The organism is Mariniflexile jejuense (assembly GCF_042675665.1).
GTDB classification, from domain to species: Bacteria; Bacteroidota; Bacteroidia; order Flavobacteriales; family Flavobacteriaceae; genus Mariniflexile; species Mariniflexile jejuense.
Map to the genome: position 1 here is coordinate 1,808,340 of NZ_JBHTJI010000001.1, position 18,756 is coordinate 1,827,095.

The 18,756-nt window shown below is 34.2% G+C and carries 10 protein-coding genes; all 10 read right to left on the bottom strand.

Annotated elements, in window-relative coordinates; translation table 11 throughout:
* Nucleotides 1-53 precede the first annotated feature (53 nt).
* The 10 genes from ACFQ1R_RS07970 to ACFQ1R_RS08015 all read right to left on the bottom strand — a co-directional run bounded on the left by ACFQ1R_RS07970 (nt 54) and on the right by ACFQ1R_RS08015 (nt 18,660).
* Entirely contained in the window at nt 54-1,916 is a 1,863-nt protein-coding gene (locus tag ACFQ1R_RS07970) for a six-hairpin glycosidase (RefSeq protein ID WP_449288660.1), read from the bottom strand.
* Nucleotides 1,916-2,836, bottom strand: a complete 921-nt coding sequence (locus ACFQ1R_RS07975; RefSeq protein ID WP_379925611.1) for a glycoside hydrolase family 43 protein — start codon at nt 2,834-2,836, stop codon at nt 1,916-1,918. Before ACFQ1R_RS07975 ends, ACFQ1R_RS07970 begins: the two co-directional genes overlap by 1 nt.
* Nucleotides 2,837-2,842: 6 nt before the next feature.
* The gene (locus ACFQ1R_RS07980; protein ID WP_379925612.1) at nt 2,843-4,420 is read right to left on the bottom strand and encodes a glycoside hydrolase family 28 protein; all 1,578 of its coding nucleotides are present in this window, start codon (nt 4,418-4,420) and stop codon (nt 2,843-2,845) included.
* A 13-nt stretch (nt 4,421-4,433) separates the two neighbouring features.
* The gene (locus tag ACFQ1R_RS07985; protein ID WP_379925613.1) at nt 4,434-5,852 is read right to left on the bottom strand and encodes a glycoside hydrolase family 140 protein; all 1,419 of its coding nucleotides are present in this window, start codon (nt 5,850-5,852) and stop codon (nt 4,434-4,436) included.
* Nucleotides 5,853-5,859: 7 nt separating this feature from the next.
* Nucleotides 5,860-9,024 carry a DUF6298 domain-containing protein gene (locus ACFQ1R_RS07990; RefSeq protein WP_379925614.1) on the bottom strand — a complete coding sequence of 1,055 codons (3,165 nt, stop codon included), beginning with the start codon at nt 9,022-9,024 and terminating at the stop codon, nt 5,860-5,862.
* A 37-nt stretch (nt 9,025-9,061) separates the two neighbouring features.
* Nucleotides 9,062-10,768, bottom strand: coding sequence for a polysaccharide lyase (locus ACFQ1R_RS07995; RefSeq protein WP_379925615.1), 1,707 nt, complete (start codon nt 10,766-10,768; stop codon nt 9,062-9,064).
* A gap of 51 nt (nt 10,769-10,819) precedes the next feature.
* Nucleotides 10,820-11,485 (bottom strand): DUF3826 domain-containing protein, encoded by a 666-nt coding sequence (locus tag ACFQ1R_RS08000; protein ID WP_379925616.1) that lies wholly within the window; start codon nt 11,483-11,485, stop codon nt 10,820-10,822.
* 23 nt (nt 11,486-11,508) lie between these two features.
* Nucleotides 11,509-13,212: a pectate lyase family protein gene (locus tag ACFQ1R_RS08005; RefSeq protein ID WP_379925617.1), complete on the bottom strand. Its 1,704-nt coding sequence runs from the start codon at nt 13,210-13,212 to the stop codon at nt 11,509-11,511.
* A gap of 150 nt (nt 13,213-13,362) precedes the next feature.
* A complete protein-coding gene (locus ACFQ1R_RS08010) occupies nt 13,363-15,318 on the bottom strand; it encodes a RagB/SusD family nutrient uptake outer membrane protein (protein ID WP_379925618.1) in 1,956 nt (651 codons plus the stop codon).
* Between the two features lie 30 nt (nt 15,319-15,348).
* Entirely contained in the window at nt 15,349-18,660 is a 3,312-nt protein-coding gene (locus ACFQ1R_RS08015; protein WP_379925619.1) for a SusC/RagA family TonB-linked outer membrane protein, read from the bottom strand.
* Between the last annotated feature and the right edge of the window lie 96 nt (nt 18,661-18,756).

Below are 18,756 nucleotides of genomic sequence, written 5' to 3' on the forward strand. Positions count from 1 at the left end.
TTATAACTAATGAAGCACAAATAAAAAACAGGATGGATTTTAAAAAATTCAATCTATAACTTTTTAGTAATTAATGATTTTATATTGAAAACAGCCTCGGGAATACTTACTCCTGTAAAAGGCACATCATCATAATCGGGTGTATCAACAGGTGTATCTGGATTTGGATAATAACGTTGCTCACCAGTACGGAATATGATACGCGAAATACCATCTACAGGTTGAAAAAAGATACCACGCGTTGGTTCACTTCCATTAACAGAAACAGTATAGGAACGCGATGATACATCTAAAGAAACACTAATTGAATATGTTTTTCCTGCTTCATATTTGGTAATATTTCTTAATCTATAACCTGCTTTATGCTTTAAAATTCCATCCGAATCAAAAATAAATCGAATAGCTGGCATACCTTGTTTGTTCTGAAACTCTACTTCCATCAAGCCATGATTGTTTTGTTCTGGCACAACTGTAAAAGTAGCTTCCATTTTTTCTGCAAACGGAATTACACGTTCCACACGAGGATAATCAAACGGATCTTGATCGCGAAGGGTTAACTGTTTCTCAGCATTTTTGGTTTCTATTTTTGCTGAACCCCATGATAAATCGTATGTATTCCAAAGTACTAATTCGTCGCCATTTGGAAGGTTATTGAACACATCGTTTACATCTTCCAAAACTTCCGAAGTAATTGGAACAGGTACTGAAGCTACCCAAATATCTTCCTTATTCATACTATAAGTTAGCCACATATTTCCATCTAGCGGTGTGCCATTACCTTCAACAATACCGCGCACATATTGTGGTCCGTGCGATTTATACGCACCACCATAACGTAGACGCGAAATTTCACCATGTACCAATAACAAATCTGTATAATTTAAACCATCTTTACTTGTTGAGACTGCTAATGGCCAACGGAATTCTGACGGATTATAAACAGTAGCGTATTTATTATCAGATGTTTTTTGTCCCCAAATTTTGGCATTACTATTTACAAAACCAGGTGCTCTTAAAGCATCATACTGCCATGTTTTACCATTATCGGTACTCATAGAGGTTAAGGCATGTTTCCATAAACCAACCACGCGTCCATCAGGTATGTGGTAGTAACTAAATGCTTTATATTCTTTTTTAAGCGGAATTAATGGGTCGTCTCTATCGGCTTCTTCAACCCATTGTTGCATCATTAATGGTGTTGCCAATAATTCTTCACAAGCTTTTTTAAAACCTTTGTCTTTACTTTTAGTATAAAACGGGTATGCCGATTTTGAAGTGTCCCACGATTTATTGTGACGAATAAAATAAATAGGACCTAAACTACCATCTTTATAAATTTCACGAATTACGCGACCGATACCTTTACCATCGTTAGGATCGTCGTGTGGTTTCATAACAATCCCGTAATAAGCCAAAGTAAAAAACCGATTATCTGAAGATGTAAAAAAGCCCATACGTTGGTGCATCACCGCTTTTAAGTTTTTAGCAACGGCATCAACACCTTCTTTCACGTAACCATCTGGAATGTTATACATCGGGAAAACAACTTCAGGAAAACTCCAATTTTCGCCATCTTTAGAGGTTTGTAAAAACGACTGACTTGGTGGAATGTGTTCTCCAACAGGATCGCTTAAATAGTTTACAAAAAAGGTATTATTCCAATAAGCTATGTTTGGTGCGTGATTATAAGTCCACCCAAAACCATCGGCTTTTTCAGGATGCTCTCTACTTGCTCTCATAATTTGAGTAGCATGTACACCAACGGCAGGACCTAGTTGCCCATGGTGATAATCGATATTCGATAGTGTTTTACCCACATATTTTATGGTGTCTTGCTGCGCATTTAGAGAAACACACACAAATAACACTAATATTGCAGAGACGAAATATTTTTTTATTTTTTGAAACCCCATCATTACTTTTCTTTACTTTTTTCAATTAAATTTTTTAAAACCTTTTTTGAAATGGTACTAATCGTGCCATGTTTATGACCTTCTGGAAGTTTTATTTCAGATGACACATCTTCAAAAGTTTTAAAATCGGATGTTCTTACTGCTTTATAATTCATATCACCATAATTATCATAGTAAATAAGCCATTTACCATTTACTTTTAATACTGTTGGCCCTTCCGATTTAAAACCTGTGTAGGGTTCTGAAATGTTATTAAAAGGTCCTAATGGCGATGTTCCAAAACCTACTTTTAGGTTTCGCATAGGTCTTGTATTGTCTTTTATAATTAACACATAATCATCTTTTGTACGCTTTACAATCACGCAATCTATCACACTAAATTTGGGGTCTAAAAATAATTTGGTATCTGAAAAGGTTTTAAAATCTTTGGTTGTGACATAATACATCCTATGGTTATTATCTTCATCTTCAATCCCTTTTTCGAAACGAAACGGGATGGTTGAAGCCCAAATAATAATGTATCGGTCTTCAATGTCATCATAAAAAATTTCAGGTGCCCAAACATTTACTACAGAAGGTTCATGTGCCATAACGGGAATGTATTGTTGTTCACTCCAGTTTATTAAATCTTTTGATGATGCATAACCAAAACCGTTTCCACCTTTCCAATCGGTAGTCCAAACCATGTGATACATTCCATCTTTTCCTCTGGTAATTGATGGGTCGCGCATAATTTTGCTCGCACCAGTTTCAGGCTTTAAATACGGGCCTTTTAAATCTTCCCAATGGTAACCATCTTCACTGTATGCTAAATACAAACCTTCGGTTGCTGGTTCTCTAAAAGACGTAAAAATATACAGGTCTTTTTTAGACGCACAGTTAAATAAAGTTGGTAATAGAATAAGCAATAACAGTTTTTTCATTCTTTTTTAATTAGTTTTAATCTCTGAATTTAAATCTTTTCCTTTTTTAACTATCGTTTTTACATGCTCAAATACATTATTTTTTAAGAAAATAGATTTAGTTCCTGAACCATTCGCTTCTAAAAACACATCGGTTGGATACATTTGAAAATTATTATTTATCATGATGTTTGATGCATTTTCCAACTTTATAACAGGCGTATCTTTTATTGGTTTTGCAGTTGAAACATTTTCTAAAATGATGTTTTTAGAATTCAATACTTTAAATGCTGCTCCTAATTCTGCGTTTACTTTTACATTATGAAGTTCAATATCGGTAGCTGTGTCAATTGAAAAACCTTGTTTCGCCTCAGTATTAATGTTTGAAAACGTTAGGTTATGAATTGGCATTTCTGGAATTCCAATGATACGACATGCGGTATTCACATTGGTAGCCGTAACATTACTGATATGAATATTTCTGAAAATTGGTGTACGTTCTGTAACTGGTTCTTCAACTGTGTTTTTATCATAGAATAAATTGAACATGAAGGCTTCTTCCTTGATATTGTTCATTACAATATTAGATACTCGAATTTCTTCAACCACGCCACCTCTACCTCGTGCTGCTTTCAATCGAATACCTCTATCGGTACCATCAAACACACAGTTAGCGATGGTTATTTTTTTAATGCTACCAGACATTTCACTACCTATAACCACGCCACCATGACCGTTTAACATGGTACAATTTGTTATGGTTACGTTTTCAGTTGGTGTTGCCCATTTTCTACCATCGGCATCACGACCCGATTTAATGGTAATACAATCATCACCCACACTAATATGACAATTCGAAATATGTACATTTTTACACGATGTTGGATTAATACCATCTGTATTTGGCGAATACGGATTGAAAATAGTTACGCCATCAACCGTAACATTATCACAAAACGCTGGGTTAATGGTCCAAAACGGTGAGTTTTGAATCGTTACACCTTCAATTCGCACATTTTTACAATTGAATGCTTGAAATAATGGAGGACGATGAAACAAATAGCTTCTGGTTCTTTCGTAATAAGGTTCAGTTTTTAAATCTTTGTTGGCTTCTTGAGTCATTTTTTGGTACTTAGTAAGTTCCAATTTTTCTTTAGAAGATTCAATACGCCAAATTTCTTTCCACCAAGCTTCACCTTGTCCGTCAATAGTTCCTCTACCTGTTATGGTTACATTTTCAACATCTTTAGCATATAGCAATGGTGAAAAACTTTGCATAACCGTTCCTTCCCAACGCAATTGTACAAAAGGTAAATAATGGTCAAAATTTGTTGAAAATCGTAACATCGCACCAGCATCTAAATGAATGGTGATATTATTTTTCAATTTTAATGCGCCAGTTAGGTATTCGCCTGCGGGGAAATATATAGTACCACCACCTTGCTTTTCAGCTTTATCTATCGCTTTTTGAATAGCTTCGGTACACAATTCGCCTTTATTATTGCCTCCTTCATTTAAAATATTTAACCAACCATTTGTTGCCGAACTTACCGAAACAAACGATGTTAAAACACTAATGCATAGTACTAAAAATACTTTTTTCATAATCGAATATGCTCTATTTAGAGGTTAAAATTAGCACCCAATCGTTTCCATCAACTTGTTCTCCTGAAGGTTTAAAATCTTGTATGCCTTCATTTTTAAAAGTTCCTATTTTGGTAGTTTTTCCGTTTTTAGGATTATACCAAGCTGTCTCTACTTCTTTACCTTTAATTTTACCCATGTTTACAGAAATAGTTCGTCCGTTGTAAGTGTAAATCAAAGCATAATCTTCACCTCTGGTTGCAGCTTGATAATCGTACTTTTCGCCTTGATTAGCTACTAAACTTTCATCGGGAATACGATTGAAATAATCAAATTTCAAAATCAAGTTTTTAACATATTGCATTTGTTTTGCTCCAGGATCGTTAATAGCTTCAACCCAAGGTTTTTTATTTCCATAAGCTGGATTATCGCCAATACTGAACATCTGCATTACGGCATTATGCCCATACGTAAAGCCTGCACCACCTGCAAAAACCGACCAATAGGCGTAGCGACGCAAATCGTTATCGTTCCAAAGTGGCTGCAACGTATCGTGTAACCCTTGTGGAATGCCTTCGTAAGAAGGTTCACCATCTAAAGTTGGTTTTGTAGGTTTAAGGTTGAAATCTGTTTTTATGAATTTATAATTATCTTGAGCAAACATTCTGCCTTCCGTTTCTTGATCGTAACGTCTGTGACCAGATTGGAACATATTAAAATCTAACCAGTTTTCATTGTGATAATTATCGGAAGAATCGGTACGTCCAAATGGATGAAAGGTGATTAACCAATCTGGATTTTTAGCATGCAAAATGTTACCGATAGCGTTCCAAATTTCTTTGTTTTGTTCACCAGGTGTATCACCACCATTAAGCCAAATAATATTTTTTCTGCTTTTAAATCTGTCTCCTAAAAAAGTCGCATACGCTTTAGCTTGTTCTAAATTTACTTTGCCGCCTTTAACAGAGGTTCCCCAAATTGGCACCATGCCTATATACAAATTGTTTTCTTCAGCAACATCTAAGGCATAATCTACATGATCCCAAAAATCGTACTCATCTGGATTTTCAAAATTATTACCTTCAGTAATTAATGGTTTTGATACATCTTTATTTACAACTGCCGAATCACCATAAACATTCGCCATTTCTTCAGAATGCATGGTCATTATTTGAATCACATTATAGCCTTTATCTTTTCTATCGGCGAAGTATTTTTTAATCTCGTCTCTATTTAATTTTTTGAATGTTAACCAACCCGTATCACCTAACCAAAAAAATGGTTTACCATCTTCCGTTTGAAAATAATGTCCGTTTTCAGACACTTCTAATTTTTGAATACCAGTTATTTCTGGTTCAACTTGTTCTTTTTTAGATTCTTTACAAGACACTATTTGTGCAGCAACAAATGCCATGACTGCAAAAATTTTAATATGGTTTAGCTGGTTTTTCATTATTAAATTATTTCTTTTTTATATAAACTACGAATGCTTTTTCACTTGTTTTTGAAGCGGAAATAGTGTGCTTTCTATAACCTTGAATCTCATTTTTATAAATCACTTTTCCTGTGTTGGAATCTATCCAAAATACTTCAAACTTTCCTTTTGAATTTGATAAATCTACTTCAACTGTTTTTGTATTTCTTAAATAGAAAACATAGCTTATTCCTTTGTTTTCCAAACACCAAAAATTACTGTTTAAATTTTGGTTTTCAGGAATTTGCATTTTAGAAACCGATTCATAAAAACTAGGAACATCAATCTTTGGAATGTTTGCCAACGAACCACCTGCCAAAAGTACCGACCAACCAAATCGTGATGAAGCATCCGTTGAATATAACACCACTTTTTCAGGATATTTTTCTCGATATTCTCGTACCGCTCTGTACACTTGTTCTTCTGTTTCTTTTCCAACATTCATTTTACGGGCATGCTGGCGTGGGGCTAGATTTTTGCCACCTTCAGGAGCATAAACACTACCATCTTCTCTGTAATGCCAATAACGAATATCAATCAAATCGACTGTTTTATTGCGTTTTGCATCATTCAAAATTGCATCTTGTACATCTTTTGTGGCGCTCAACCCGATAATGCCATTACCTGAAGTTTCTTCTTTATATTTTTGAACTTCATCCAACCAAAATTCCATAAAATGAAGCGGTCCGGTATATTCAGCACTTGTTAATTGAATAACATTACTGTTGTTTTTAAAGTTTTCTAACGATTTTCTAATGAATCCTTGATGCAGTTTTTTTCTAGTTTCGTTTGAAACATCATAAAACTGTTCCGCCATAAAAATACGTTTGTCGCCTGCATAAGGCACTGGTTCTGGAAAACCTGTTTCATTTACATTATTTGCCGAACGCCACGGCGAACTCGACCAATGCGCACCTGCCTCAATAATGTTATGCTGAAAATATTGCTGATTAATTAGTAATTGTCCGTTTGGTTCTGCTAAATCTGCAAAACGATTTAAACGGTACCAATACCAAGAATTGAATTTGGTTAAATCGTATTTACTTAAATGATCCCACGCTAAACCATTACCTGTTCTAGAAAAAGGTTGTTCGTAAAATGGTGCCCAAACATCGGCATCTATTCTGCGGGTTCGTTCGTGGTCGTCCATTCTACGCTCATACCACAAACCGTAATTATGCTCTAAAGCAATGGTGTTTTTTGAACTGAAATAATTAACAACATCATTTAAATTATCTGTTAACCCTGTTCCTGTTTTCCCAGGAACAAATCGTGTTACATGCGGTGTCGCATTTTCCACATCATGGTCACGCAAGCTTCCACGCCACCACATAACGTTGGCTTGATTGCCAGTAATCACTTTTCCGTTAAAGGTTAACCAACCCTTTTCAATAGTTACTTTTGAAGTATTTTCGATTTCGTGGGAAGGTTTCAACTTTAAATCATGAATTGACTTTATATTTGAAGTATTTACAGGAATAGTATTCAATGTTGAAACGTCTTGAATCCATTCTTTTAAAGTTTTTTTAGGTTGTAGAGCTTCTTGATTTAGTGCGTCGGCTTGATCTATGGTTGGGCTTGAAGATGGTTCTGTACCCAAATCGAACACATACGGATTCATGGGAAGTTTTTCTAATCTGTTTTCCAACTGTGCATAAAATAAACTTCTTGGACTTATGTGATTGTTAACGTCTTTCCAATGTCCATTACCGCCCATAATACCTCCCCAAACACCAAATGCCCAATTTTGAGCTGTTGGCGGACTGTAATTATCAATTTTTGAAGCCGATGATTCCCAAATAACGCTGTTAGCCGCTGTCCAGCCAGCACCTCTACCTGTTTGTTCTCGGTTATTAAAACTTATGGCATTTCCATCTATATAAGCAACATCAAACAACACGCCCGTTGCCCAAGAACCTATTGCTCCACTATTACTAAATGGCAAATACGATTCACATTGCACGAATGCATTTGGACCTGTAGTACCGAAACCACCTACTGCAAAATCGTGATACCCATATTCTGAATAACAACGCTGAAATAAGGTTTGTTGCCCTTCAGTATAAAAAGTGTTTCTTCTAAAAGCTGCAATTTCTGAAATAGGTTCGGTAGCGATACAATCTTCAACCGTAATTTGCTGCGATGATTTTAATAAATTGACTGCACCACCTGCTAAATGTTTAAAATTCACTTGACGAACCCACGCGTTTTTTACATGTTCCATAGAAATGCCAAACCAACGGTGAAGTTCATCTTTTACATTTGTTTTATCGAATGTAGATTGTATACTCAAATTTTCAACGCCAACATTTTCTATTCTACCTTTCCAAGAATATTTAATAACTTGTGGGTTTCCATATTTAGCATTTAAAGCCATGGTTAATGGTGCATTTAACGAAACTTCATTCCCGTTTATATTTGTAACCACACGATTCCACGTCATATCCCAATCTCTAGATTTCCAACCAATCCAACCGGTTTCTCCACCAAAATCGTTCATTTTCAATTCCTTAATCCAATTATCGATTAAAGGCTGTTTAATAAGAATTTCATCAGAAACCTTTAATTTGAATGTGTTTTTTAATTGAATTTTTTGAGTCCCTAAAGGCGTGTAAGTTGTATTAAAATCTAAAGTGTCCTGATATTTTCTATCATCTATACCTAAAACGCTAATGATGGCTTCACGTTCAACACCTGTTCCTAAAAGGATGGTTTCATTTTCAGCGTTTCCGCTTCCTCTTAAAACGACGCCAGAATTTTTAATGTATAACGTACCGCTGATTTTGAAAATCCCTTTATCTAAAAGTATGGCACCTCTAAAACCTGAAGAATTAGGTTTTAAATTACTCACATAATCAATAGCTGCTTGTATTGTTTGGGTAGCATCAGCATCTTGTTTTGGAACAAATATTTTCGCTTCAACCGTAGGAATCGATTTTTCTGAAGCCATATATCCTGCAAATGAAAAATCAGGAATTTGATTTCCTAAGCTATCAGGAACATTAACTACTTTTCCTTGCTTATTCTTAACAATATCTGGAAATTTAGTTTGAGAAATCCCAAAATTCACAATAAAAAACAAAGCAATACTTGATAAAGTAAATTTATCTTTTCGATTAAAAATTCTGTTTTTTAAAGCACTGAAATTCATTTCCAAGTAGTCTTAACAATTACTATTTATTTTGAGATTATTGTAATAATCCATTAGGCAATTTTGCCAAGGTATCTGTATTGTTTACAGATTTTGTCCAATCTACTTTCGTAGTGGTGTCGATGCCATTTATATACTTTTCAATATTGGTATAGCCATCACCATTTATATCTTTATTAGCATCAGAAGCATCATTAGGATTTAAACCATTGGCTTTTTCCCATTTATCAGACATACCATCACCGTCTGAATCTTTATATGGTTTTCCTTTGTAAACAGGATAACCTCCAACTTGTTCTGGGCTAGTTATGATTCCTTTTTTATATGAATCCGCAGGCAAACGCCTTTTAATAAATTCTTTACCTATGGTATTTTCCAATCCGTCTTTATATTCAATTTTTCCAGTTCTAACGTAATTAATTACACGAACATCAACAGCATCACGTTTGGGTAATGTGGCACCTACGTTATTCAAAACAAACTCATAAGCATCTTCCGTTTTCATAATTGTAAGATGTGGCATTTCAAATGGCTTATCTTGTTTAATTAATTCTAAATACGCTTTCGCTTCTTCAAATGAACGATTTTCAATTTGTACACCGCCATTCCAGTTATTAGCAGAAACTTCTGGTGAACCAACCACAAAATTACCAGACACATAAGCGCGACCAAATGTTTTTGGTTCCATGTAACCTGATTCTGGTTTTAAAATTCTGTATCGAATTGGTTGATCTTCTGGTGTTATAGGTCCTGCTTTAAAATAGTTGTTGATGATGTTGAACATGGAACGGTAATCGCCACCATCAAGAGAACGATTCCACCAATTAAACAACACATTATTTACAAAATTGAAACTACCATACATACCAATTGATGGATTTCTGGAAATATTATTTGCCCATAAATTACGAATAAATGTACTATTTAAACCACCAATAGTACTTCCGAAGGCATGATTATACGTATCTAAACCTTCTGAAGAAATGGTGTTTTGAATGGTAACATTAACCGCAGGCATTTTTTCTAATTTTGATTTTTCATTAGCTTGAAATTGATGTCTGTATAATGAAATGTTTTCATCTAGACCCCAACTTACAGAACAATGATCGATAATAACGTTTCCAATGACATTACCACCTAACGCATCGTCTCTTCTAGTAACATCTGTCGCACCTCTGCGAAAACGCATATGACGGATGATGATATCGTGTGTATCCAACAACAACGATTCGCCAGCAACACAAATTCCATCACCAGGAGCTGTTTGACCAGCTATGGTTATATAAGGTGCACGAACACTTATAGGTAATTTTAATCGTATAATGCCAGACACATTGAACACAATGGTTCTTGCACCAACCGCTTCGCAAGCTTCACGCAAAGTACCTTTTCCGCTATCTTCTAAACTGGTAACAACAAATATTTTGCCACCACGACCACCAGGTGTAAATGCGCCTCCACCTTCGGCTCCTGGAAATGCAGGGATTTCTGCTTTAATTAAATCTCCTGGATATGCTGCCCATGGAATGTATGGGCGACCTTGTTTTGATTCTTCTTTTATAATGTGATAATTGCTTTCCCAAATGGTTTGCAATCTTTTTTCTTCTTTAGCTAAAACAGAATCCGTTTTTGCTTGAAGTGCTTCAGGAATGTCTGGATATTGCGCACTTACTTTTTGAGAAACTGTACAAAAGAAAGTTACTAATACTAGGCTTCTTAGTATTTTTTTTAAAGAATAATGCATTTTGAGAGTTTTTAAAATTATTGATTTTAAACCGTATATTTTAATTAAAACTTAGTTTTTAGCTTTTTCACGTTCTTCAATACGCTTGTGCCAATCTTCACTTTCTTTATTTAAATCGTAACCTTGAGCCGACAAATAATTGTTTATTCTACCTTTATATTTTCCAAACCATGCGTGTTTTTCTTTTGATGTACCTGCATCCATAGCATGTTCGCGTGCTTCAACTAAATTATCGTAGATATACTTTTTTTGCGCTTCGGTTAAATTTGGCAACATATCTTGAAAAGCGAAATAGGTTTTAGGTACAACACCATAAGTCATTCCATCTTTTACCGCATCAACTTTTTCAGGTGTTAAATGTTTATTTAAAATAATTATATACTTTTTATGCAACTTGCTAATTGACTTATCTGTTTTAGATTTTAGCTTCTCAATTTTAGATTCTAACTTTTCTTTAGGTAAATCGCTTTTCTTTAAAGCTTCAATTTTAGCATCTCTACCGTCGTGAAGCTTACTTAAATTTCTGTATTGTTCACCAATAATATTAGTAAGTGTTTGCTCTTTTTCGGTGTCAGTCAGTTTTAATTCTTCTACAATTTTAGCAGCACGCTCATTGGTTACCTTTATATACTCTGGATCTAAATGTTGCTGTGCATTTAGATTACAAAGTGTTAAAACTAAAAGTACTAGACCTAAACTTATTTTTTTCAACATCATTTCTTTAGTTTTTATAACTGAATCTATTTTAATAGCGGTTCTGTTAAAGTTTCTTTATTATTATTTAAATCTTTCCAATCTATTTTTTTCTTCGGATTTGTACCGTTCATATAATCTTCAATATTGGTATAACCATCGTTATTTTTATCAGCTTTAGCATCGGAAGCATCGTTCGGATTTAAACCATATTTAATTTCCCATGCATCTGGCATACCATCTTTATCTGAATCTAAATAAGGTGTACCTTTATATTCTGGGTAACCCCCAACTTGAGAAATATCAGTAATTATGCCATCTTTATAAGAATCGGCTGGTAAACGTCTGTGTTCAAATTGGTAAAATGAATTTGGATCTAAACCTTTAACATATTCTGGTTTTCCAGTTTTTACGGTTCTAACAATTCTTTCATCTACAACATCTCTAATAGGTAAAGTAGCGCCTACATTTTTTAATACAAAATCATACGCTTTATCTGCTGTCATAATATTTCTAAACCAAGGCATTGGGAAAGGTTTGCTAGTTTTCATGGCGGGGAAATAGGCTCCAGCTTCTTCAACACTCATTAATTCGCCTTTTTTATTTTCCATTTGTACACCACCATCCCAATTGTTTGCTGTTACTTTTTCATTACCTTCAACAATGTTGCCGTTTACATAAGCGCGACCAAAAACCATGTAATCTAGTTTACTTCTACCTGCTTCAGGTTTTAGTATTCTATATCCAATTGGATCTTCTTTAGAAGTAACTGGACCTGGTTTAAAGTAGTTATTTATGATGTTGTAAGTTGCTGTATAATCGCCGCCGTCAATAGAACGATTGCTCCAGTTGAAAACGATGTTGTTTACAAAATTGAAAATACCATTCCATCCTATTGAAGGATTTCTACCTGCATTGTTAGCCCACATATTTCTAATGAATGCACAATTTTCACCTCCTAAGGTACTTCCAAAAGCATGGTTATAGGTATCTAAAGCTTCACCAAACAAACTGTTTTGAATGGTGATGTTAACGGTTGGCTTTTTTTCATCTTTATAGTCGGCACCAGGACTGTACATGTGTCTGTAAATAGACATATTTTCGTCTAATCCCCAAGTGGCTGAAATATGATCCAGCATAATATTTCCAACAGGATTCCCGCCAATAGCATCGTCCCTTCTGCCAACAAATGTTTCGCCTCTACGAAAGCGCATGTGGCGAATAATAACATCATGAGTATCAATCCAAACCGATTCACCTGCTACACAAATACCATCACCAGGAGCTGTTTGTCCTGCAATAGTAATATATGGCGCACGTATAATTAATGGCGTTTTAAGTTTTATAATACCCGACACATTGAAAACAATTATTCTAGCACCACCCTTTTCGCATGCTTCACGCAGAGTTCCTACGCCATCATCTTCAAGACTGGTTACTGTATAGACATTGCCACCACGACCACCAAAAGTGTACATACCACCACCTTCAGCACCTGGAAAAGCAGGAATTTCGGCTTGTGGTAAATCGGTTGGTCTACCTGCCCATGGCAAATAAGGTTTTCCTTCTTTTGCTTCTTGTTCAACAATTAATTTTGCTTTTTCCCAAGCTTCGTCAGAATGTTTATATGCTTCAGCTTTAATAGCTTCTTCTTTTGCTCTATCTTCTGAAGTAAGTTTCGGATATTGTGCGTATGTTTTGATTGTTATCAAAAACAACATACATAAAATAAAATTACTCTTTCTCATCATTACTCTTTTTTGTGTTTTATAGGAACAGCCAACTAACCCTATATTATAAGCCAGTTACTAAAAAAATTTTTGTATTTATTTATCTCTTTAAAAAAAATTACCTGTATTTAAAACAAACACAGGTAATTTTATTTTAAATACTACATAGTATTAGTTTATAGGATCAAACGTACCACCCCAACCTTGTGTTTGTTTCAAATATGGTGCCGTATTTAATAAATCTTGGTAGATACCAAAGAAATAATATTCGTTGTACCATTTGAACGAAAAACTTGCAGCATCAACATTATCTCTAACAATTACTTCAAAATAATTGTCATACAAATAATCCAAATATTGAGCATATGTTGTGATTCCAGATGGATATGTAGTTGCATCTCTATTAATTATAGGTGCACTTGCTCCTAAAAACGGATCTGGATTAACTTGAGAATATTGTGTATTAACATCTCTTTTTGCGATTGTATAATACCCTTGTCTTCTAGAACCTTCAATTGGTTTTTGATTTAATCTAGTACAAGTACCAAAATCATCATTATACAACATCCAACGTCTTAAATCGTGGAAGCGTTTATTTTCATATGCAAATTCAACTTTTCTTTCATTAATAACAGCTGCAAAATGTTGATCTCTTGTGGTTACACTTGCCAAACCGTAATCTCCATCGCTATTTGTTACACCTGCTCTCGCTCTAATAGTTTTTATATAACCTTTCCCTTCTGAAAGTTTATCTATACCTATAGCAGATTCTGCTAGATTTAAAACTACCTCTGCAAAACGAATTTCCATATAATCTGCTCCACTATTTTTGAAAGAATTAGTATTTGCAGAAAGGTCATTTGTAAATTTTCTAAGATAAACTCCTGATGTATTTTGAACAATATCTGTAGGACGAACAACACCATTAGGATCTGTATTAATATGCCAAAAATATGTCCAATTTCTGTAATTAGCATTCCCAGCATAGGGCCAAATACATCCATTATAAGCAAATGTATGATAAAAACGAGGATCTCTATTTCTGTAGAAGTGATTCAAATTTCCATTTGGGTTATATGGTGTACCATCTGCCATTGGAAAAGCATCCATGATATTTTTTGTTGGAGAAATGGTACCGTTACCTCCTTGTGCTCTTGAACGTGATTGATATTCTGTGTAATTATTTTCACTAATATCAGAATTAGTAGCATCATTATTAAACCCAAAAGCAAAGATTGATTCTTTATTATTATCTTGAAACCACATATTTTTCCAATCGGCATTCAAACCTTTACCAGCAACTACACATATATTGTAGGCATCTAAATTAGCGTCATAGGCACGTTGCCATCTTGCTTTATCATCCGTTCTGTTAAATAGTGGGCTAGCCCAAGTTAACAATACACGTCCTTTTAAAGCAGCAGCGGCAGAAGCTGTAATTCTACCGGCTTGTGCGGCAGTATATGGTCTTCCTGCTGTTAATAAATTTTTTGCCATATCTAAATCTGAAACGATTTGATTAATTACTTGAGCAGATGTGCTTCTTGGTATTTGCACACTTGGGTCATCAACATTAGCACCTTGAACATTTAAAACTAATGGAACACCGCCATATAATCTTACTAGCTCAAAATACTGCCATGCTCTCCAAAAATAAAACTGGCCTTTTATCTGATTTTTAAAATCTTCTTCTAAACCTGTATAATTATCTACATTATCAAGATATAAATTACAGTGTCTAATTCTGGTGTAAGCATCTGTTCTACTTGCACTAGATGTCAACTTTGTACCTAACGATTTTAAACAATTTGCTTCTGTAGCTGAAATTTGCGCCCATGCTTTGTTAATATCAACTTCTCCAGCTACTTCATCGGTAGCTTTTGCGAATAAATCACTAGCAGAATGTTCGGCGGCGGCTTTTGACCACATTGCCATGTTTGAATTTCCACCAGGAAACATTGCGTTATATAAATAGTCTAGATATTGTATAGCTAAAGACTCTTCTTGATATACTTTTATATTAACACTGGAATAGTCTTTCTTTTCTTCAATAAAATCTGTACTACAGCTACTTAGCAATATTAGAGCTAAAATTACTAGTAGATTATTTATTTTAATATTTTTCATTTTATATACTTTTATATATTTTAAGTCTAGTTAAAAACCAATATTAAGTCCTAATGAATATGTTTTCAATACAGGATAATTATCGTATGAACCATAAGGTGTTAAACCATAATCTTTATATGGGTTAAATAAAATAAATGGATTCATTGCTACTAAATTTAACTTGAAACTACTAACTCCAGCTTTTTCAGTAATTCTTTTAGGCACAGAATAACTTATATTAACATTTCTTATAGCAATATCAAAACTACTTACTTGCCAAAACTTGGAACTTACTGTATTTATAGAACCATTATCAACATATAAATTAGGTATTGTACCTGTTGGATTTAAAGTTTCATGATACATATTTGCCCAAAAAGCTGGTCTATTCTGATAATTTCCAGTAATTAATGGTGAAGAAAACGATTTTCTTGCAGTTCCACTTACCTCTCTATAACCACCCCAACTAACACTTAATACGGTATTTAAACTAAATTGTTTGTAATCTAATTTTATAGTAGATGCAAATCCTTGTGGTCCTTTAGCTGCTTTACGTAATTGAACCTGATCCCATTCATTAACAATACCATCTTTAGCTGCGAAAGTTCTTGTTGCAGGATCCCAAGGACCTCTAATATCTTTATAATAAAGCATTCCTGGTCTTAACTGGCTAACTGTTTTTCCTAAAATTTGAGTAATTCCAGTTTCAGCTATGTAACTATCAATGTCTGATTGAGTTTTAAACATCCCAACATAATCATAGCCCCAAGTACCTCTATCTCTGTTTCCAGGTTGGTTTTGTAACCATGGTGTCCATAAGGATGGGTCTGAAAAATCACCTTTAATTAAGTTATTATACCCCCAACCAAAGTTAAGATTAAAACCATAACTAAAATCTTTTCCAATTTCATCACTCCAGCCTAAACCTATTTCTGTACCCCAAGTATCATATTTACCTACGTTTGAAGCTGATGTAGCACCTCCTACTGTAAAAGGAACTCCTACATTTAAATTCATTAATATATTAGTTCCTATATTGTAGTAAGTCTCCGCACTTACTGATAATCTATTATCTAAAAATCTGGCTTCAAAACCAAAGTTAGTTTTTAATTCATCACTCCATCTAACATCTGGGTTTGGAGCACCACTAGGCTCTAACCCTGTAGATGCTGCTGTATTGCCTCCAAAAACAACACCTTTATCTCCTTTAAAAGCAAAAGATTGTAACCATAACCAGTTTTTAATATCATCTTTACCTTGTACCCCTACAGAACCTCTAAATTTAAGAAAATCAATAGTATTAGATTTAAAAAAAGATTCTTTGGAAATAATCCAACCTCCAGAAATTGAGTAAAAATTTCCCCAATAGTTTTTAGGAGCAAATTTCGCCGAAGCATCAGATCTGTACAAAAATTCAGCATAATATTTTCCGTCATAATCATAGTTTAATCTACCTATATAACCCAAATCACCTGCTTCACTTCTCCAGTTGAAGGTGTTCGATGGGTCTATAGTACCAGTTGCTTGCCATAACATACCATCAGACCAGTTTGGTGCTCCTGATTTTATGATACGCTCTTTATTGTATGATGTTTCAGATTTTTCAACAGCAAACAATGCCGAAATTCTGTGTTTTCCAAAATCATTTTCATAAGTAGCTTGAAAACGTGTTTGTTCTCTACCATTTCTATCATTATCTATTAGAATTCTATCTCCATTAATAATTTCTTCTTCAAACCTAACAACATTGGTTCCTAATGGTCCTGAACCACTTTCATAAAGAATATATGTGTTTCCAGCAGGTACTCCAGCTACTGAAAGATCATCATCAGCGCCAAAAAACTCATAAAGTTTATATCTATTACCTAATTGCGAACCACGTCCAGTAGACTCTTGACGCGAATAATTTGCTTTAAGTTTTAAACCTTTAATAAATGGCACTTGATACTCTACATTTAAATTTAAAGAAACGTTATTATCTGTGCTTACTGCTAAATTTTGTAATCTTTGAATTTCTTCGTAATGATATCCAATTAAATCGTCATTACCACTAGAACCAATTAATTGCGTTGGCAACCCATTAATATACATAGGTAAAAATGGCGTTCTATTTTGTAATTGTCGGAAATCATTTTCAACATTTTCAGTGCCAATTTTACTAAAAGTACTGCTTTTATCTGTAAAATAGCCAGATACTTGAAAATCTGCTTTAAAACCTTTTGCTAAATTAACACTAGATCCTGCCCTGAAAGACCATCTATCATAATTTAATGTACCTAAATTACCATCTTGAGTATAGTATGAAATTCCTCCAAAATATGTAGCATCATCAGTACCTCCTGTTAAATTAATATTATGCCTTTGTGTACTTGCTGATTTCCAATTATCATCTAAAGCATCAAAATTTAAAGTTTTAAAATGCGCTAATTCATTTGGCGAGAAAAAATAATTGCTATTTGGTGCTGGATTTGTTGGATCATAAGTACTACCAACAGTTGGATTTTGCGTGTTCATTATATTAAACACTTTTCCATACTCATAAGCATTTAACATTTCTGTTCTATAAGCCTCGTCTGATATCGAAAAATTTCCACTATATGAAAATTTTGCAGGTCCTTTTTTTCCTCGTTTTGTTGTTACCAAAACCACACCTTGTGCTGATCTAGAACCATAAATTGCTGCTGAAGCATCTTTTAAGAAAGAAATACTTTCAACCTCTGAAGCATCTAAATTATTAAATAAAGTCGCATCGTTTTGCCCATTACTTGGATCTATTTGTACTACACCATCTATTACATATAATGGATTTAAACTACCTCCATCCTTTGCAAAAGTAGAAGGTTGGCGTATGGTAATTTGAGCTTGACTCCCTGGTCTTGATTCTCCTCCTGAAACACTAACACCTAGCACACGCCCAACAAGTGCCGATGCTAAGTTTCCTACAGGCAAATCTTCTATCTCGCTCATTTTTACTGTAGCTACAGAACCAGTAACAGCTTCTCTTTTTTGAGTACCATAACCTACTACTACTACTTCATCTAATGATTCTGTATCTTCTTGTAAAGTTACTTTTAAAATTGTTTTACCATCAACAGAATATTCTGCCTTTTTCATACCTATAAAAGTAAAGACTAAGATGCCTTTGGATTTTACAGATAAACTGAAGTTTCCATCAAAATCGGAAACAACACCATTAGACGTTCCTTTTTCAATAATATTAACTCCTGGCAGCGGAATACCAGTAGCATCTACCACTGTACCTGTAACCGTTTTTTTGCTATTAGCATCTTGAGCAAAAGAATTAAAGCTTAATATACTGAAAATCAACATAATACATGTTTTTGCAAATGTTTTTTTCATACTTATTTGTTTAGTTTAATAATTGTTTAGTTAATTTATGCTTAGTTAAGACTTTTTTGATTGTTTCAAAGTGCTAATATTGTTAATTAAACAATA